This window comes from Roseibium sp. Sym1, from assembly GCF_027359675.1.
Taxonomy (GTDB): Bacteria; Pseudomonadota; Alphaproteobacteria; order Rhizobiales; family Stappiaceae; genus Roseibium.
In genome coordinates, this window is the sequence record NZ_CP114786.1 from 4,420,359 (window position 1) to 4,436,916 (window position 16,558).

19 protein-coding genes are annotated in these 16,558 nt (G+C 60.2%); 8 read left to right on the forward strand and 11 right to left on the reverse strand.

All coding sequences use genetic code 11. The features are described 5' to 3' along the window. Positions 1 to 5: 5 nt before the first annotated feature. On the reverse strand, positions 6 to 251 hold the full coding sequence (locus tag O6760_RS20120; RefSeq protein WP_269581487.1) for a zinc-finger domain-containing protein: 246 nt from the start codon (positions 249 to 251) through the stop codon (positions 6 to 8). 212 nt (positions 252 to 463) lie between these two features. On the opposite strand from O6760_RS20120, the gene O6760_RS20125 reads away from it, so the two are divergent. Further along, complete coding sequence (locus O6760_RS20125) at positions 464 to 1,219, forward strand: alpha/beta fold hydrolase (RefSeq protein WP_269581488.1); 756 nt, start codon at positions 464 to 466, stop codon at positions 1,217 to 1,219. Between the two features lie 21 nt (positions 1,220 to 1,240). Then, on the forward strand, positions 1,241 to 2,161 hold the full coding sequence (locus O6760_RS20130) for an alpha/beta fold hydrolase (protein WP_269581489.1): 921 nt from the start codon (positions 1,241 to 1,243) through the stop codon (positions 2,159 to 2,161). Positions 2,162 to 2,230: 69 nt separating this feature from the next. Here O6760_RS20130 and O6760_RS20135 read toward each other — a convergent pair whose 3' ends face one another. After that, positions 2,231 to 3,043 (reverse strand): enoyl-CoA hydratase-related protein, encoded by an 813-nt coding sequence (locus O6760_RS20135; protein WP_269581490.1) that lies wholly within the window; start codon positions 3,041 to 3,043, stop codon positions 2,231 to 2,233. Between the two features lie 169 nt (positions 3,044 to 3,212). Between O6760_RS20135 and cysE the strand changes: the two genes are divergently transcribed. After that, a complete protein-coding gene (gene cysE, locus O6760_RS20140; RefSeq protein ID WP_269581491.1) occupies positions 3,213 to 4,046 on the forward strand; it encodes a serine O-acetyltransferase in 834 nt (277 codons plus the stop codon). Positions 4,047 to 4,163: 117 nt separating this feature from the next. After that, positions 4,164 to 4,379, forward strand: a complete 216-nt coding sequence (locus O6760_RS20145) for a DUF3126 family protein (RefSeq protein ID WP_269581492.1) — start codon at positions 4,164 to 4,166, stop codon at positions 4,377 to 4,379. A gap of 94 nt (positions 4,380 to 4,473) precedes the next feature. Here the strand turns inward: O6760_RS20145 and O6760_RS20150 are convergent, their stop codons facing one another. Beyond that, positions 4,474 to 5,175 (reverse strand): hypothetical protein, encoded by a 702-nt coding sequence (locus O6760_RS20150; protein ID WP_269581493.1) that lies wholly within the window; start codon positions 5,173 to 5,175, stop codon positions 4,474 to 4,476. Between the two features lie 84 nt (positions 5,176 to 5,259). Here O6760_RS20150 and O6760_RS20155 point away from each other — a divergent pair, with 84 nt between their 5' ends. Both O6760_RS20155 and O6760_RS20160 read left to right on the forward strand, forming a co-directional pair. Then, a complete protein-coding gene (locus tag O6760_RS20155; RefSeq protein ID WP_269581494.1) occupies positions 5,260 to 5,715 on the forward strand; it encodes a DUF6949 family protein in 456 nt (151 codons plus the stop codon). A gap of 6 nt (positions 5,716 to 5,721) precedes the next feature. Continuing rightward, on the forward strand, positions 5,722 to 6,249 hold the full coding sequence (locus O6760_RS20160) for a gamma carbonic anhydrase family protein (protein WP_269581495.1): 528 nt from the start codon (positions 5,722 to 5,724) through the stop codon (positions 6,247 to 6,249). Positions 6,250 to 6,421: 172 nt separating this feature from the next. On the opposite strand, the gene O6760_RS20165 is transcribed toward O6760_RS20160, so the two are convergent. From O6760_RS20165 to O6760_RS20185, 5 genes are all read right to left on the reverse strand, one after another. Then, entirely contained in the window at positions 6,422 to 9,160 is a 2,739-nt protein-coding gene (locus O6760_RS20165; protein WP_269581496.1) for a class III lanthionine synthetase LanKC N-terminal domain-containing protein, read from the reverse strand. A 167-nt stretch (positions 9,161 to 9,327) separates the two neighbouring features. Next, on the reverse strand, positions 9,328 to 9,492 hold the full coding sequence (locus O6760_RS20170) for a hypothetical protein (RefSeq protein ID WP_269581497.1): 165 nt from the start codon (positions 9,490 to 9,492) through the stop codon (positions 9,328 to 9,330). A 951-nt stretch (positions 9,493 to 10,443) separates the two neighbouring features. After that, positions 10,444 to 10,965: a transglutaminase-like cysteine peptidase gene (locus O6760_RS20175; RefSeq protein WP_269581498.1), complete on the reverse strand. Its 522-nt coding sequence runs from the start codon at positions 10,963 to 10,965 to the stop codon at positions 10,444 to 10,446. A gap of 510 nt (positions 10,966 to 11,475) precedes the next feature. Beyond that, positions 11,476 to 12,111, reverse strand: a complete 636-nt coding sequence (locus tag O6760_RS20180) for a PilZ domain-containing protein (RefSeq protein WP_269581499.1) — start codon at positions 12,109 to 12,111, stop codon at positions 11,476 to 11,478. Between the two features lie 345 nt (positions 12,112 to 12,456). Continuing rightward, positions 12,457 to 13,101 carry a PAS domain-containing protein gene (locus O6760_RS20185; protein WP_269581500.1) on the reverse strand — a complete coding sequence of 215 codons (645 nt, stop codon included), beginning with the start codon at positions 13,099 to 13,101 and terminating at the stop codon, positions 12,457 to 12,459. A gap of 565 nt (positions 13,102 to 13,666) precedes the next feature. On the opposite strand from O6760_RS20185, the gene O6760_RS20190 reads away from it, so the two are divergent. Next, on the forward strand, positions 13,667 to 14,455 hold the full coding sequence (locus tag O6760_RS20190; protein WP_269581501.1) for a rhomboid family intramembrane serine protease: 789 nt from the start codon (positions 13,667 to 13,669) through the stop codon (positions 14,453 to 14,455). Between the two features lie 119 nt (positions 14,456 to 14,574). Further along, positions 14,575 to 15,006: a CBS domain-containing protein gene (locus tag O6760_RS20195; protein ID WP_269581502.1), complete on the forward strand. Its 432-nt coding sequence runs from the start codon at positions 14,575 to 14,577 to the stop codon at positions 15,004 to 15,006. Between the two features lie 74 nt (positions 15,007 to 15,080). Here the strand turns inward: O6760_RS20195 and O6760_RS20200 are convergent, their stop codons facing one another. Genes O6760_RS20200 through O6760_RS20210 form a run of 3 tightly spaced genes read right to left on the reverse strand, consistent with a single transcriptional unit; the run spans position 15,081 to position 16,558 of the window. Further along, on the reverse strand, positions 15,081 to 15,347 hold the full coding sequence (locus O6760_RS20200; protein ID WP_269581503.1) for a hypothetical protein: 267 nt from the start codon (positions 15,345 to 15,347) through the stop codon (positions 15,081 to 15,083). A gap of 41 nt (positions 15,348 to 15,388) precedes the next feature. Next, complete coding sequence (locus O6760_RS20205; protein ID WP_269581504.1) at positions 15,389 to 16,090, reverse strand: NapC/NirT family cytochrome c; 702 nt, start codon at positions 16,088 to 16,090, stop codon at positions 15,389 to 15,391. A gap of 24 nt (positions 16,091 to 16,114) precedes the next feature. Further along, on the reverse strand, positions 16,115 to 16,558 hold the full coding sequence (locus O6760_RS20210; RefSeq protein WP_269581505.1) for a nitrate reductase cytochrome c-type subunit: 444 nt from the start codon (positions 16,556 to 16,558) through the stop codon (positions 16,115 to 16,117).

Below are 16,558 nucleotides of genomic sequence, written 5' to 3' on the forward strand. Positions count from 1 at the left end.
TCTTTTCAGGCGGCGGCCGGCGCCCAGGTGCAGTCCGAAGGCGAGGACTCAGTTTCCTTCAGGGTCGCGTCAAACTTGTACAACGTGGAGCAATAAGGACAGACCACTTCGTTTTCGCTGCCCATGTCCAGGAAAACATGCGGATGATCAAACGGAGGATTGGCTCCGATACACATGAATTCCCGTGCACCGATCGCAACGGAATCGTGTCCGCTCGAATTCTGAAAATGCGGGACGACGTGATCCGCCATTGTCAAATTCCTCTTCTTGAAAGGGTCGGTTCCCGATAGCAAATTTCCCGGACCATATCCATTTGTTAAAGGCGTGTGTAGGGGCTTTGTGTTGCGATCCACCGCCGCAGACCCGTACCGGGCCGCCGTGAAATGGGCTTTACCTTACAGACCCAAACCCCTTACTGTGTCCCACAATTGCGTTTTCCGTTTACGTAAGGGTTAGCAAATTCATGCCGCAGTTCGAATTCGATGGTGTCAGGATCGCATATCTGGATGAGGGAGAAGGGGATCCGATCCTGCTGATTCACGGATTTGCGTCCAACAAGCAGGTCAACTGGCAATATCCCGGCTGGGTGGATCTCCTTGTCCGCGACGGACGGCGCGTGATTGCCATCGACAATCGTGGTCACGGCGACAGCCAGAAATTCTATGACCCGGCTGCTTACGGGGCGCCCGTCATGGCGGAAGACGCCAGGCGGCTCCTGGATCATCTCCAGATCGAGCGTGCGGATGTCATGGGCTATTCCATGGGCGCCCGGATTTCGGCATTCCTGACCCTCAACCATCCGGCACGGGTGCGCCGGGCAGTCTTTTCAGGTCTCGGCTACGGCATGATCTCGGGGATAGGCGATCCGGAACCGATTGCATCGGCACTGGAAGCCGAGCGGCTGAAGGACATCACCGACCGGACCGGCAAGGCCTTCCGCGCCTTCGCCGAGCAGACCGGGTCGGACCGCCGGGCTCTGGCGGCCTGCATGCGCTCTTCTCGCCAGAAGATCAGTGAAGAGGACGTTGCCCGTATCGAGCGTCCGGTGCTGGTCGCGGTTGGAACCAAGGACGATGTTGCCGGTTCGCCCCAGAAACTGGCGGCCCTGATCCCGCATGCGGACGTGCTGGAGATCCCGGGGCGGGACCACATGGTGGCCGTCGGCGACAAGGTCCACAAGCAGGGCGTGCTTGCCTTCCTGAACAACGTCGAAGCTTAAAGGTCTGGCGGATGCCCTGGAATGGCATCCGCGGCAAGAAAGGATGTGGTTGGTCTCATGGGTCCGAAGCGTGTTGAATTCCAGGGTGTCGAGAAGAACAGGCTGGTTGCGGACCGGTACGGGTCGGGCGAACAGCCGGTGATCATGCTGCATGGCGGAGGGCAGACGCGCCATTCCTGGGATGCCGCCTCCAAGCGCATCGCCGATCTGGGCCATCCTGTTTACTCGCTGGACCAGCGCGGGCACGGCGAAAGCGACTGGGTACCCTCCGGCAACTATGCCTTTGAGGATTTCGCGCGGGATCTTGTCGGTGTGACCCGTCAGGTCGGCGCGCTCCATCGTCAAAAACCGGTTGTCGTCGGAGCTTCCCTCGGCGGTTTCGCCGGCATGCTGGCGGAGGGGCAGGAGAATCCCGGAGGCCTGGCGGCCCTTGTTCTCGTCGACATCACGCCCAGGATCGACATGGGCGGCGTCAGCAAGATCATCGGATTCATGAGCGACCGGGTCGAGCAGGGTTTCGCCACGGTGGAAGAGGCGGCGGATGCCATCGCCCGCTACCTGCCGAACCGCGCGAGGCCGAAGGATCTGTCAGGTCTTTCGAAGAACCTGAGGCTGCACGAGGACGGCCGCTACCGCTGGCACTGGGATCCGGCGTTCCTGAAGACCAAGCGGCATGAGGATCCGGACCAGGCCGACCATGCCCAGGACGAGGTGCTGAGCGCTGCCGGCAACCTGTCCTGCGCCGTCCTGCTGATCCGGGGACAGAATTCCGAGCTTGTGTCCATGGACCACGTGCGCGAGTTCCAGGAGCAGGTGCCCCATGCCAGGTTCACGGATATCCGCGATGCCGGCCACATGGTCGCCGGCGACAAGAACGATGTTTTCGCGGGCGCGGTCGAAGAGTTCCTGATCGGATTGAATGCCGGCGCCGAGCCCGCGTGAGGGAAAAACGCGAGTCCCGCCAGCGGGTTGTCTTCGGTTTCGAACGTCTTGATTCAGAAGGGGCGGGGGTCAACCGCCCGTGAACCGCGGCGACCGTTTTTCAAGGAAGGCCTTGCACCCCTCGCGGTAGTCCGCACTGTCAATGCAGAGTTCCGCATCCTCCAACAGGTCTGCCATTTCACCGGCGACATTTGGCCTGGACAGGTGGTTGATGGCCCGCTTTGCGGCTTTCAGCGACAAGGGAGCGTTGTTGGACAGGATGGAGCACAAGGCGTCGATCCGCTGGTCCAGTTGCGTGTCGTCGACAACTTCGTTGATAAGGCCGGTGCGCAAGGCCTCGTCCGCGGCGAGGCGCTCCGCCGTGAAGAGAAGCCTCTTGGCGTCGGACGGGGAGACGGCTTCCAGCAGATCCCCGAGGGCTTCCGGCGGATAGGCCAGGCCCAGCCGGGCCGCGGGAATGGCAAAAAACGCCGAACGCGCGGCAATGCGCATGTCACAGGCCAGGGCCAACCCCAAACCACCGCCAAGGCAAGGGCCCTCGATGGCCGCGATGACCGGAACGGCCACGGCTTTCAGGGCCTTGAAGGCAGCCACGTTGATATCGTCATAGTGCTTGGCGGCTGCCGGTGTGGATCGGATCTCGGCAAACTCGGAGATGTCCGCCCCGGCGCAGAAGCTCTTGCCGCCGACCCCGCGCACGACGCAGACGCGGACCGAAGCGTTCTTACCGAGTCCGTCCAGCAGAGCGGGTATTGCCTGCCAGGCGGACAGGGGGAGGGCATTCTTCCTTGCCGGGGCGTTGAGCCACAGTTCGGCAACCGCGCCGTTGACCGTCAGACGCGGGTTTTCATGACCGGTGGACCCGGTGGCTTGCGAAGTCATGCTCATTCCTCAAAACCTGGTTTTCAAATATGCAATCGGCCGGAAATCCAGCACTTTGCTACTTCATAACAGGAGGTCATATCTGATATCAGCAAGTTTCATTTTGGAATATCAGACGACAGTCCTATGTTAGGGACACGAACGTGACGGCTTGAAAAGGAGACAGGCCATGTCGGCACCGATCAGCAAGTCCGACTTGAAACAGGTTTCGACCCATGATCCGGTCTGGCAGCAATTGCGGGATGAGGCGCAGGCGATGGTGGCGCAGGAGCCAGCCCTGTCTTCGTTTGTCTATGAAACCGTGCTGAACCATGACAGCCTGGAAGAAGCGGTGCTGCACCGCCTGGGTGATCGTCTCGGCCGGGACATTGTTTCCGCATCGCTGATCAGGCAGACCTATCTCGAAGCGCTGGCGGACGAGCCGGAGCTTGCCAAGATCTTCCGGGTCGATATCGTTGCCGTTTTCGACCGCGATCCCGCCTGTTTCCGGTACCTGGAGCCGGTGCTCTATTTCAAGGGCTTTCACGGTCTTCAAACCCATCGGCTCGCCAACTGGCTCTGGCGCAAGGGCCGCAAGGACTTCGCGCTTTATCTGCAGAGCAGGGCCTCGGAAGTTTTCCAGATCGACATCCATCCGGCCGTTCCGGTCGGCCGGGGTATCTTCATCGACCATGGCACGGGGATCGTCGTTGGCGGTACCGCGGTGATCGAGGACGAAGTCTCCATCCTCCAGGGCGTCACCCTTGGCGGCACCGGCAAGGTCGGCGGGGATCGTCATCCGAAAATCCGCCATGGCGTGCTGCTGGGAGCCGGAGCGAAGGTGCTCGGCAATCTGGAGATCGGCCATTGCTCGCGGATCGCCTCGGGCTCCGTGGTGCTCAAGGATGTCCCGGCCAATACGACGGTTGCCGGCGTTCCGGCCAAGATCGTCGGCGAAGCCGGATGTCCGGAACCCGCACGCAGCATGAATCAGCTTCTGGGCGAGGAAGACCCGGCCGAGTGAGCCATGTTGCAGGCGCACAGGAAGACGGGGATAGATGCGGGAAAGGCTTTGGCAATTGCGCGTGGTCCTGTAGGGTCCCGGCCAGTCAAAAAGCCAAGGCAATAACAGGAGATCGCCGTGAAGCCCGATGAAATCCGCAAGATCGAAGCCTATATGCGTTCGAAATTCGAATTGCCGAGCCTTCAGGTCCGCGCGCGGCCGCGCAAGGACGACAGCGCGGAAGTCTATATCGGCGAGGAATTTATCGGCGTGATCTTCCGTGACGACGAGGACGAGGATCTCAGCTGGAACTTCCAGATGGCCATTCTGGAAATCGATCTGGAAGAGGTCTGATTTCCACACGCCCCGAGATTGAAGCACGGCCTTTCGATCAGATCGAAAGGCCGTTTCATTTTTGGGTCCAAGAGGCTTGCCGCGGGCCGTGCGCCTACTGGTTGACCAGGAAAGTCCGGGCCCTGGCGTAGAGGGCCGCGTCCAGCCGCCGCCAGTCCGGCAGCAGGGTCTGGTCAAAGCGGTAGCGCAGTTCCAGTCCGGGGGTAATGCCGATGGCGCGATGGCAGACTGCCGTGCCGGCAGGTGTTTCCTTGCGGCAGCGGGTGATGAAACCGCCCTGGATCGAGGGATCATGCGCGATCAGGTCGGTGGCCGGCGCCGCGCGTGCCGACAGGGTCAGGATCTTCAGGCCATCGGGACCGGGCTGCTCGCCGCCCCTTGCAAGGCGGCGGTAAAACGGTTCCAGCCGCGCCCGGAGGCTTTCCCGTCCGGGGTTGCTTTCAAGATCCACCAGGATGGCACTGCCTTCCGGGACTGACGCGTATTCCTCCATGGCGGAGAGATCCGGCCAGTGCAATGCCAGCCGCAGGCTGCCGAAGCGGGCATTTCCGGATCGGGACAGGCGGCGCTGCTGTTGCGATGCGATCAGGTTCTCCGGCAGGCGGATCCGGACGGGGCCAACCGAAACGGCGACCGGTTCGCGGGCGCGTGCCGCCGACGTCTCCCGCCACGCCGCCGACAGGCTGAGTGCTTTTTCAGCAAACAGGACAGCGGAGAGAATGCAGATGGCCAGCCACAACCAGGTGAAATGACGCGGCTTGGAGTTGCTGGGTTCCGGCAGGGACAGCGGGATCATGGCACGACCTGCCTTCGGGCAAGCGCACTGATCTGGCACATAGTGTCCTGAAACGGAACATCTGTCCCGGCAGGGGAAACCTGCATGGCCGCGTTTATCGGCCTGTTGTCGAGGATTTGGCCCATTTGCCGATCCGGCACAGTCTTTGCTCTTGACCCTTTAGGAATTCTTAATCACTTTCCGCGGGAAAGAGTTAACAAGGGGTTAACGGCTGTGCTGTTCGATTTTCTTATCGTTGGATATATCGCCTGTGCGGGCTTTGTGGCCGCCGGTGTCCTTGGCAGTCTTTATCAGCTGATCACCCAACAGCCGCCCCGGTTCGCATTTGACGGAGAGGGACTTCTGCCCTTCCTGGCGGGTCTCTTCCTGTGCGTGTTTGCCGGCCCCTTCATCATCATGCGCAACGCCATTCGCGGCCGCCGGATCGAGAAGCGGCCTCTGGGCTGGCTCGTTGCCTCCTCGACCATCGCCGGTATGTGGAGCATGTGCTCCGGTGTGATGGTCATCAACGTCGCCCTGATCATGATCGGTTTTTCCTGAGGTCACATGCCGGTTTACGCTCTCGACGGACGTGTTCCCGTTTTCCCGGAAACAGGGGACTACTGGGTGGCGCCAAACGCGACCCTGATCGGGCACGTGGTTCTTCACGATGCTGCCAGCATCTGGTTCAATTCGGTTCTGCGCGGCGACAACGAGCCCATAACGGTCGGTGCCCGGTCCAATGTGCAGGACGGCTGCGTCTTTCACACCGACATGGGCTTTCCGCTGACGATCGGTACTGATTGCACCATCGGCCACAAGGCCATCCTTCACGGTTGCACCATCAAGGACAATGCGCTTGTCGGCATGGGAGCGACCGTGCTCAACGGCGCCGTGATCGGTTCGAATTGCATCATCGGTGCAAATGCGCTCATTCCCGAGGGCAAGGTCATCCCGGACAATTCTCTGGTGGTGGGCGTGCCCGGCAAGGTCGTCAAGACGCTGCCGGACGAGATTGCCGCGAGCATCGCCGGTTCCGCCGAGGGCTACGTGCGCAACTGGCGCCGTTTCAAGGCCGGACTGAAAGAACTCTGATACCGCCGGAACGGCTTGTACCCTTTGCCAGGGGATCGAAGGGTGGGGAGGGCCGAATTCCTGGTGTTGTCTTCCGTGTGCGGACCTTACGCCCGATGCTCCAGTGCGCGGGGTGAGAGGATTTTCGGAGCGCGGCCGTGCATTTGTTGCTCATGAGAGCTTTCCGCCGGCGTCAGCTCAAGCCTGGAAATCCCGGGCGAGCTTCCGGAACTGCCGCAAGGCGGGCGAGGAAATGGCAGACACCGCCGCTGCCGCACATGAGGTCGGCCGTCGCGTGAGGGGCGTCGTCGACCTGCCACACACGGCTGTCTTCGCCCCGCAGCCGGGAGAGCGCGGCCAGGGTTTCCCCGATCCGAAGCGCCTTGCGCAGATCCTCCTCCCGTTCCAGGATCTGCCAGGCGCTGAGGTGAATCTCGCCCAGCCCGGTCAGTCCACAGCAAGTGCTGTAGTTGGTCAGACGGACATATTCGCCGAAATGCGAAAGAGCGGCGATTGCCTTCTCCTTGAAGTGGTTCTCTCTTGTCGCCTCATAGGCGTCGAGATAGGCCATGGCGATGCCGGGTGAGCCGTGACACCAGCGGAACCAGCGTGTCTCCTCGTCCGAAGCAATCGGCCAGACAAGCCCGTTGTCACCATTGTGGGCGGCCAACCGATCGAGCCAGGCAAAACCGCGTCTCCAGGCAGCGTTGACCGCTGCATCCGGACAGCGGTGGTCGTAGCGTACCAGAAACGCCAGGATACCGGCGACACCATGCGCAAAGCCGGTGTATTGCTTGCCCGTCATGCCGGGTACGCCATCGGGCATATCCCACCCTCCGTCCTCCCGCTGCGCGTCCAGGAGGTATTGCGCGGCCCTGCGCAAAGAAGGACGGAAATCAATGACCGGACCAGCAACCGCCTCGCAGGCAAGCGCCGCCAACCCTTGGCCCGCGGCGCCATGAGTGAGGTCGGGCCAATCCAAAGGCCCGCTCAAGGCTTCCTCCAGATATCCGCTGAACCAGGCCCCCCCCGAGACCAAGCCTGAATTGACTGCATGGGAGATCGCGAGTGCCACGCCCGCTTCACCGAAGTAAAGTCCGGGAAGCTGGTCGTCGCGGGTCCTGTAGTGCGCCAACAGCCAGTCGATCGCCCGCACCAGCATGTCGCGCCGGGAAGGGGTCAGCCAGGACGGGTCGGCGAATTTCGCGCAGACATAGACCGGGCCGGCCACGCCGCGGTAAAGGCTGCGCAAATTGCCAAGTTGGCCGCCATTCTGGTGTTGGGCACGGCCGTCCCGCCTCGGTTTTTCGTCGAGATGCGACAACCACAGTCCTGTTTCGTCTGACCGGGGAACCGCTTCGAACAGACCGTGAAAGGCCTGCGTCAGGAAGTCCCGCCGTGGCGCCCTCGCGACCTCGGAACGGACGGCTTTCCCTGGAGCGGAAAGGGACTGTGCCTCTGATTCGAGGAAAGCCTTCAGGTCTGAAAGCGCCGGACGATCGCCGGGTCGCTCGGCCCAGCAATCCGCAATCAGCCTGCAGAGCTCCGGTCGCGCCGGCACAAGCTTCCGCAGCCTCCGCTCCAGGTCCGCGGCATCGTCCGCAACCAGATACTGGGGATCCACGTTGCCGAGGGACCAGATCAGCAGACTGCCGATCGAATAGACATCGTCCGCCGGATCGGGTCGCTCGTTCCTGAGCTGCTGCGGCGAGACAAACCCAGGCGTGCCCTGGGTGAACGGCACCCCCTCGTCGCCAGGGCTCCAGGACAACTCGAAATCGAGAAGCGCAATCGTCCCGGAGGAAGTGATGCGCACGTTGCGAGGGGTCAGGTCGCGATGCACGATACCCTGGGCATGCAGGTCGGCAACCGCTTCGCACAAGCGCGCGAAAAAAAGCAGGCGGTCGCGTTTTTCCTCATCGCTCCAGACATTGCAGGGATAGGTGCCGAAAGTGGTCTCAAAATCGTAACCCTCCACGAAATCCATCGGCAGATAGCCGTGGCCCTTGTCTGTTTCGAAATAGTCGTCAACCGTGGGCACAGACTTGAGGTCGCGCACCGCGTTCTGGACCTTCCATTGGTGTTTCAGCCGGTCACGCATGTCGCGCCCGTTCGGGTCGGAGGACGTATGTTTCCGGCCTTCCTTGACGATGCAGTATCGAACCGCCTCCTGCCTGCGCAGGTCGAGCGCCAGGAAGATGGAGCCCTTGGCGTTGACACGAAGCACATTGAGCAACAGGTAGCCGGGACCGAGTAATTCCGAGCCTCCGGAAAGGGAAAGTTCATCGGTTCCTGTGTCCGGCACCAGGCCGGAGAACGGGTGCTCAAGGCCTTCTGGAACGCGATAGGGTGCCTCATACTGATCCGTTCGGAGCGATCCGTCAGGAAACCGGATCTGTTCCACGATCTGGCCGAGCCGGTTGCGTGTCATGATCGGATTGTAGCTGCCGAAGCGGGAATGGACCGTACCGCCCAGTGCAAGGTCCGTTATCACTTCAGGTCCGCGAAGGCCTGCTGTCAGCGGCACGAGTTCCGCCGCAAGCGCCGCCGCACGGTCGTCGTTCTCCGGATAAATTGTAACCGCCTTGCCGACCTGCGTTTCGCCGAATCCCGCCTCGTTCAAGGTCCGCAGAAGGGAGGGGGTCGCGATGAACTTGAAGGCGGTGTTGCCGCGCGCAAGGAGCGGAAACAGCAGCCTGAACAGCTTCGGTCCGTCCTGGGGGGTGACGGAAACATGCAGTTTCCATCCCTGCGACCCCACAGCCCTGCCGCAACTCGCCCAAATACCCCGACGAGACCATGTCAGACCGGCTTCCTCGGCAAGGGCGGTGTAGGCGTCCTCATCATCCGCGCGAAAGAATCCGTCCGGATCGGAAGCCTTCTCCAGGCCGGGCGCAGGTTCGGACTCAAACGGCGGCGTCAGCTCGGTCATTGCAGGAATTGTGCGGCGGTACGAGAGGGTAACCGGTCCACGGTGCCATCGGGTGTGTCTCCGGATGTGGCCATTCGGTCGAACGGAAGGTTCTTGCAGGCCGGTTCGGCAGCGGCTTTATACCTTCCTCGTCCGGCACAGCGACGGTGCTCTTCCCGAGACACGGATCAATCGGGAAATTTCGGCGCGGGTGCCGGAATGAGTTCCGGCGGGTCGATGTCGCGCGTCCTGGGCAGAAAACTCACGTAGGGCGCAAGGCCCGATCCCTTCAACATGTGTTTGATCGACTCGAAGGCGGGTTCGCCGACATCGACGATGAATGGCCTTGTCATGTCACAGGATTCGCCGGAGCAAGTGTTTCCGCAGGTGTCGGTCCCACAAGTGTAGTTGCAGCTTTCGCCGCTGCAGGTTTCGTTGCAGGATTCCCTTGCGCATGTCGAGCTGCAGCTTTCTCCGGAACAGGTTGCGTTGCCGCCATAACAGGAAGTGTCACACGTTATTTTGCAGGTGTCGCCCGAGCAGGTGCCGTGGCAGCTTCCGTCGCAGGTGCTGTCGCAGCTCTCCGACGTACAGGTCGTGCCGCAGGTGCTGCCGAGACAGGTGTTTTTCGTGCAGGCTTCGATGGATCCCGATATGTCGCCCAAAGAACGCCCGGTCAGGACACCCAGTACATCTTCCGGCGACAGTGCGCGAAACCGTTTTTCTTCCCGCTTCTTGAGGCCCTGAAATTCCGATAACGCTGCGTCAGTGTCAAATACCAGCCGGTGAAAGAACTGGGGGTCTGATCGTGCCCGTTCAATTAATTCAACATAAATATTATTTTGCATGATACCTGTCCAAATTGAAAGGTAAGAATACGTTAATAAAGTAGCCGGAAAAGCTCGGATAGTCAATTCTGGGTGGTGCTGTAAACAATTCCCTTTTCGGTTGCGGCTGCTGCCTCGTGAAGACGTAAGCCGGCGGCAAAACCTCGGGTGCAGGCGAACGAAACGGTCGCGCGCGTGTCCGAAAATCTGTCATTCCAGGTGGAGATCCCTGCTGGAACAGGGATGTTTTGAAGGCCGCTGCAAAAGGCGTGACACGAAGCGCGCACAATCGCCCTTTTTTACAAGTCCGGAACATGATCGGCGGCCGCCCGGTTTCACGGTGTCGGTCCCGAAAAAACGGGAACCGGCCTGCGGGGGGCGGGCCGGTTCCCTGGATCCGGTCGTGGTAGGGATGGGGAGGGTGGGGACGCGACCGGATCGTCCTAGAGGCCGGAGGTCCCGGCCAATTCCCAAACCTTAGTTGGACACGCTGCTGACCGTCGTCACACGGGTGTCCGAAATGCCCGTCCATTGCACGGGCGAACGCGCGGACTGGCGCTTGATGTAGCGGTAAGGCGTCGAATACCAGGGCAGCACGGCCTCGATCTGGTTGTCGAGGATCATGTCGCCATGATCGGTGCGCACCGTCAGTACGGCATGGCCCGAGTTCTGAAGGTCCTTGGCAACCGTGATCAGCAGCGCACTTTTGGGCCAGCCGGCCTCGATCAGGACGCGCTGCTTCTCCAGAACGTATTCCTCGCAGTCACCGTAACCGTCGACCGGATAGGTCCAGAATTCCTCCTGGCCGAACAGGTCGGCATCTGTCATCGGACGTATCCTGCGGTTCACGTCCTTGTTGATGGCGATCAGTTCGTTCCATCGTTCTTCGTCCAGGCGGACGACAACCGGATCATAGCGTTCCCTGGGACAGGCCCAGTTGTTGTCGCGGCAAAACTGGACATATCCCACCGGCGCCTTCACGTCGGTGCGCATGATCATGAAACGGCCGGGATCCGCCTGCACAGATGTGCCGCAAACGACGGAGCTCAAAGCCAGGATTGATGCCAGTAAAGTAGACTTAAGTAATTTCATCGTCACGCCCTCCCCAAGGCTGACGTAACGATGACTCAATGCCTTTTACTTCGAGAAAATCTTCAAAGTAAAACTGTATGTTTATTTGATTTTTATTTTAGGATAATTTGATTTATGTTTGAGTTTTATTTGAATAGAATTTGCCGAAAATTTTCCTAAAATTGAATCGATCCTCTGCAAGTTATTGAAAAACGGTCGGGTTGCCGGGAGGCGCCGGTCATCATGCGTGCCTGCCAGGCAGGCCATGGCAGGTGCGCAGAAGCGTCGTGGCGTCTCTTTCAGGCTGGCTGAGGACTGAAAAAAAGTTGAAAAACTGAGGTCAGGGCGCAGTGATAGCCTGAATTTTGCAAGAAAAAACCGTCCTGATGCTCATGGAGCAGGACGGTTGCATGTCGTTGTCGGCGAGGCGCGCGTGGTTCAGTCGTCTTCCGGAGCGGAAATGTGGAGTTCCAGCAATTCCCTGCTTTGGACCGCGGCAAATTCCACGGCGATGCCGCCCTCGATGGGGCGGATCACGCGGGCGGTCATCTTGCCGAGCGTGATCGGATCGCCCATTCCGGGAACGATATCGGTGGCCAGAGCCGCGCCGGACAGGGAGACATCGATAATCCGGCAGACATGTTCGGAACCGTCCGGCAGGATCATCTTGGTCATCGGGTTCTTCGGCACGAAGCGGTCGTGACGGCGGTCTTCGGGAAGATTGAGCTCATCCCGGTTCGCCAGCCATGTCAGTACATTGGCAATCTTGTCGCGTTTTCGCGCCGTGTTGCGCAGTTCAACAGCGAAGCCGCCATCGATCTGGCGTGAGATGCGTCCTTCGACGCGGCTCAGGTGATCGAGATAGGCGACCACGCGCTCGCCGACCTTTCCGGACACGGGTGTAATCATGGCCATGCCGCCCGGCGACATGTCGATAACCTGGCAGGGATATTCGCGACGGTCCTCAAGCATGAACCGGCCCAGAATATTAACCTGAACCCGTTGATGTCGCCGGCGATCAGTGACTTGAAGCGATTTGCTTCCTTCTGGTGCTGTTGCCACTCCGGCGCTCATGCCTGTTCTATCCAAAACCGTGCGCAAAATGCGCTTCCCCCGGCTGAGATGCGATTGTGAAGACGTCTCTTAATCACATTAAGCAGCTGGGGTTAACGATGTGTAAGAGTGTAGCCGTTACGGCGCTCAGGTCTAGACACGGTGGCCATAAAAATCAACGCCTGGTCCTTGTGCGGGCCACTTGAGGCGATTGGAGCGCGTTTTCCCCAAGTTCGGGGGGCGAAACACGCGCCGGCAATATATCCGGAGCAAGGGGGGGCGACCTTGCGGGCCCAAGAAAATGCCGGACCGGGCGAATCCCGATCCGGCACGAATCCGGCAAAGATGTGAAACAGGCAGGCGGCGTCAGGTCTTGCCGCCGGAATAGACGGTAAGATGCCCCACCTTGCGCTCGGCGCCCTGCGGCAGGGGCGGTGTCGGCATGGTCATGCCTTCAGCGGTGAAACGCGGCAGAATCGGATTAACGGTTGCCGGCGAATCGACGAAATACGGCCGTTCATCCGGCCAGACCAGGCGCAGGCTGGTGATCGACTGGTTCAAAATGGGATGCAGGCCGATCCAGTAGGGCTTTTCCATTGGTGTGCAGCTGCCGAGGATGCGGATGCGGCCTTCGCCGGGCACGTTGAGCGGTACGAGCAGCATTTCCATGTGCAGGATCTGGTCCCGTTCCGTGTGACCGCTGATGCCGATGACGGCGGCCGCCGCGTCTTCCGTTATCGCGGCGATCAGGCTTTCCAGGGCCTCGCGGTCCTTCACGCTCCAGCCACGCAGGAAATTGCGGCCCTTCAGTTCACGGCAATGGGCCGAGCAGAGCCGGGTGCCTGCAAGCCTGTAGCGTATATCCTGCGGTCCGTTCGTTTCCAGGATGAAGGTGTCGCCCAGAAGACCGCGGATCTCGCCCGGATCGATTTCACTCCGGTTGGGGGCAGGCCGCGCACCGCGCAGGTTGTCCCAGTAGTTATAGAGAGTTTGCGTGACGCCATGTTTCATCTGGTTTCGCCTCTGTGCCAAATCTCGTCCCGTGTTTCGTCTCAAGACAGTGCCTGTTTCAAAACGGGACGAATACGTTTCCCTGTTTGTTTCTGACGGGTACTAAGCAGGGGGCGTGCCAAGTGCTCCGGCGAGCGTGTGCGACGGTTTTCCGGGGTGGGTTAAGGTTAATTTTCGGTAAAGCTTGTTTTGCCGTGTTCGGGCTGGCAGCTTAACGCCTGGTTTACGAAGTCAGCGGGTGGGAGGACCCTGTTGTTACAGGCAAGGCCGCGGGCCTTCGGAAACAGCCACCAAGAGCCGGTCCGAGGGAATACAAGCGCCAACCGTTCGTGAACTGTTTGTCCGATGACGGACGCGTGGGGACGCGACCGAATTTCGGGGGGCATCGCAAGGCGCCGGTCATCTGGGGATGGCCGGCGTTTTGTTTTTCATTTGACAGCAGTGCAGAGCCGGGGGCCTGAATTCACCATAGTGTGCGAACTGCACCGACGCACGACGCACTGCCCTTGTTTTGTCCCAGATCTTGCTTAGAAGAAGACATGGACCCGGGAAAGGCTGAGGCTTCATGAACGTTTATGAATTCGACAAGGAACGTGCCCGGCGCGAACAGGCCAAACGGGAGCGGAAACCCCAGGGACCTTCCGCGCCGCCGATGTTCAATCTGCCGAACGTGATCGTGTGGCTTGGAGGTATCCTGGTTGCGATCCACGTCGTGCGCGTTTTTTTGCTGCCGACCGATCTGGACAATCTGATTGTCTACCTGTTTGCCTTCTTCCCACTGAAATATTCAGAGTTCTCCAGCCTGACGCCACTCGACATGATGTCCAGCATCTGGGGCTTTGTCACCTATGGGCTGCTGCATGGCAGCGCGATGCACATCATTTTCAATCTGCTGTGGATGGCCATTTTCGGTACGGCCGTTGCCCGCCGCTTTGGTGTCGGCCGGTTCCTGGTCTTTTCGGCCCTGTGCGCCATCGGTGGGGCCGTTGCTCACCTGGCAACCAATTGGGGGGACCGCGCTCCGATGATTGGCGCGTCGGCGGCGATCTCAGGTCAGATGGCGGCCGCCATCCGTTTCGTGTTTGAACTCGGCGGCCCGTTGGGGGCCTTCCGGAGGTCCGACCGCAATGCCTATTTCGTTCCCGCGCAGCCGCTCGGCGAATGTTTCAGAAATCAGCAGGTTCTGGTGTTTATTGCCGTCTGGTTCGGGTTGAACCTGGTCTTCGGCCTGACAAGCAGTTCGGGGCCGGGCATGTCGGCAAGCATCGCGTGGCAGGCCCATATCGGCGGCTTCCTGGCCGGGCTTGCGCTGTTCCCGTTGCTCGATCCGGTGCCGCAGCGGCGCAGCCGTTAGGGCGGGGCCGCCGGGACGCACAGGAACATCGCCACAACGGTTTGCGCGGACAGATTTTTTTGCCATGATGGTTCTGTCCCGTATGACGCGAGGCCGCTGATGCCATGGGAGGTGTTTGAATGACCGTAGCCGCGATCCTGAGTGGGAAAGGCCACGAAACGATAACTGCGCAAAGCGATGCGCTGCTCGCCGAAATTTGTGAAACCCTGGCAAAGTACAAGATCGGTGCCGTGGTCGTCTGCAGTGGCGACAACGCGATCGAGGGTATCATCTCGGAGCGTGACATTGTCCGCGTGATCGGTACGCAGGGCCCGTCGGCCCTCCAGTTGCCGGTATCCGGCGTGATGACCAAGAACGTGGTCACATGCTCGGAGGAAAACAACATCAACGAGGTCATGGCGCGCATGACCCAGGGACGGTTCCGCCACATGCCGGTGGTGAAGGACGGCAAGCTGACCGGAGTGATCTCCATCGGCGACGTCGTCAAGTTCAAGATCGCCCAGGTCGAGCTCGAAGCCGAGCAAATGCGCAGCTATATCACCATGGCCTGACCAAAAAGGCTGGCCGTTGCGGCCAGCCTCCTGTTTTCAGTTGGAACCTTCGGAATGTCTTTCGGAGAGCGACTTCAGACGGTCGCTCCCTTGTGCCGGATCGCACAGCCAAGGCTGCTCGCCAGAACTCCGACGATAATCGCGACCGCAAGATCGAGGCTGCTGATTTCGACCAAATGAAACCCGGCAAAGACCACGGTTTCAAATACGCCGACCAGAGCACCCAGAATTGCCGCCACGATCCAGTTGCGTGTCATCATCCCGAGCGCAAGACCCAGGATGCCCGGCAGGCTGAGGATGTTTCCCCCAATCGTTCCGAGCAGATCGAGAATGCCAAGCATGGTTTAGCCTTTTCTATCTATTGGGATGGCGGGCGCCGACCTCAGTTGGAGAGCTTGCCGACAAAGGACTGGATGGCTGCCACGTCATCGGTTTTCGGCAGGTCCGGTGCGTTCTCAGCCTGCAGTTCCTCCGTCACGCGCTTGTACTCCTCGAGATATCCCGGCGGCAGCTCGTGGGCGATGCCCTGGTGGCAGTCAATGCAGGTCATGTTTTCGTCGATGGCGCGCTGGTGCTCCGAAGCGGCACGGGTTTCCTGAATGGTGAAATCCATATATTCGAAATTATGGCAGTTGCGGCATTCCCGGCTGTCGGAAGCCTTCATCTTGCGCCAGACGAGTGCTGCCATATCCAGCCGGTGCTCTTCATATTTTTCAGGCGTCGATATCGTGCCCATGATCTCGTGATAGACATCCTTGACCGCAATGACCTTGGCCTTGACCTTGTATTGCCATTCGTGCGGCACGTGGCAATCGGAGCAGATGGCCCTGACGCCCGAATGGTTGTTGTAATGGATCGTTTGCCGGTACTCACCCAGGTTCGTCTCCATCGTGTGGCACGAGGTGCAGAACTCTTCGGTGTTGGTGAGCTCCAGGCTCCAGTTGAATGCGCCCCAGAACAGGATCCCGCCCAGGAAACCGCCAATTACTATAAAGCCCACGCTGAATGCGGAGACCGGGCTCCAGAAGCCGTTCCAGAGCCTGCGGATCAGGCCGCCCTTCGGCGTTTCATTCGGATCTGACATGATCTCTTTTCTCCTGTTCCCGCGTCAGCGAACTGCGTTGGAAGGTTGAAAGCTGTTGCCGACCAGTTCAGGCGCATTGGCCTGGGGAACGTGGCACTGGTTACAGAACCAGCGGGTGCCGGCGACCGTGTCCAGCTGGTTGCCTTCGCGGTCGAGATAATGGGTCATGGACAGGGTCGGTGCGCCGCGTTCGCCGGCCACTGTCCAGTCGTGGCAGCTCAGGCACTGATTGGTGCGCTTGTCCATCTGGTATTGAGAGATCGAATGCGGGATCAGGGGTGGCTGTTGGCGGTAGTTGCGCGCGATGCGGCCTTCCAGCTGCTTGTGAACGGTGTCGGCGGGAAGCGACTGTTCGATATCGGCGCCGCGCAGGCTCTGGACAGGCCCCGAAGACTGCGCAATCGCAAGTCCAGCGAGAACTGTCGTGATAGCAAGGGTGGATATTCCCACAAGGACCGGCAGTTTCAT

What these genes read in the sequence shown, in the direction of transcription:
- O6760_RS20120 (WP_269581487.1), bottom strand. Translation starts at nt 251, where the DNA reads ATGGCGGATCACGTCGTCCCGCATTTTCAGAATTCGAGCGGACACGAT.
- O6760_RS20125 (WP_269581488.1), top strand. Translation starts at nt 464, where the DNA reads ATGCCGCAGTTCGAATTCGATGGTGTCAGGATCGCATATCTGGATGAG.
- O6760_RS20130 (WP_269581489.1), top strand. Translation starts at nt 1,241, where the DNA reads ATGGCATCCGCGGCAAGAAAGGATGTGGTTGGTCTCATGGGTCCGAAG.
- O6760_RS20135 (WP_269581490.1), bottom strand. Translation starts at nt 3,043, where the DNA reads ATGACTTCGCAAGCCACCGGGTCCACCGGTCATGAAAACCCGCGTCTG.
- cysE (WP_269581491.1), top strand. Translation starts at nt 3,213, where the DNA reads ATGTCGGCACCGATCAGCAAGTCCGACTTGAAACAGGTTTCGACCCAT.
- O6760_RS20150 (WP_269581493.1), bottom strand. Translation starts at nt 5,175, where the DNA reads ATGATCCCGCTGTCCCTGCCGGAACCCAGCAACTCCAAGCCGCGTCAT.
- O6760_RS20155 (WP_269581494.1), top strand. Translation starts at nt 5,260, where the DNA reads ATGGCCGCGTTTATCGGCCTGTTGTCGAGGATTTGGCCCATTTGCCGA.
- O6760_RS20160 (WP_269581495.1), top strand. Translation starts at nt 5,722, where the DNA reads ATGCCGGTTTACGCTCTCGACGGACGTGTTCCCGTTTTCCCGGAAACA.
- O6760_RS20165 (WP_269581496.1), bottom strand. Translation starts at nt 9,160, where the DNA reads ATGACCGAGCTGACGCCGCCGTTTGAGTCCGAACCTGCGCCCGGCCTG.
- O6760_RS20170 (WP_269581497.1), bottom strand. Translation starts at nt 9,492, where the DNA reads ATGACAAGGCCATTCATCGTCGATGTCGGCGAACCCGCCTTCGAGTCG.
- O6760_RS20175 (WP_269581498.1), bottom strand. Translation starts at nt 10,965, where the DNA reads ATGATCATGCGCACCGACGTGAAGGCGCCGGTGGGATATGTCCAGTTT.
- O6760_RS20180 (WP_269581499.1), bottom strand. Translation starts at nt 12,111, where the DNA reads ATGAGCGCCGGAGTGGCAACAGCACCAGAAGGAAGCAAATCGCTTCAA.
- O6760_RS20185 (WP_269581500.1), bottom strand. Translation starts at nt 13,101, where the DNA reads ATGAAACATGGCGTCACGCAAACTCTCTATAACTACTGGGACAACCTG.
- O6760_RS20190 (WP_269581501.1), top strand. Translation starts at nt 13,667, where the DNA reads ATGAACGTTTATGAATTCGACAAGGAACGTGCCCGGCGCGAACAGGCC.
- O6760_RS20195 (WP_269581502.1), top strand. Translation starts at nt 14,575, where the DNA reads ATGACCGTAGCCGCGATCCTGAGTGGGAAAGGCCACGAAACGATAACT.
- O6760_RS20200 (WP_269581503.1), bottom strand. Translation starts at nt 15,347, where the DNA reads ATGCTTGGCATTCTCGATCTGCTCGGAACGATTGGGGGAAACATCCTC.
- O6760_RS20205 (WP_269581504.1), bottom strand. Translation starts at nt 16,090, where the DNA reads ATGTCAGATCCGAATGAAACGCCGAAGGGCGGCCTGATCCGCAGGCTC.
- O6760_RS20210 (WP_269581505.1), bottom strand. Translation starts at nt 16,558, where the DNA reads ATGAAACTGCCGGTCCTTGTGGGAATATCCACCCTTGCTATCACGACA.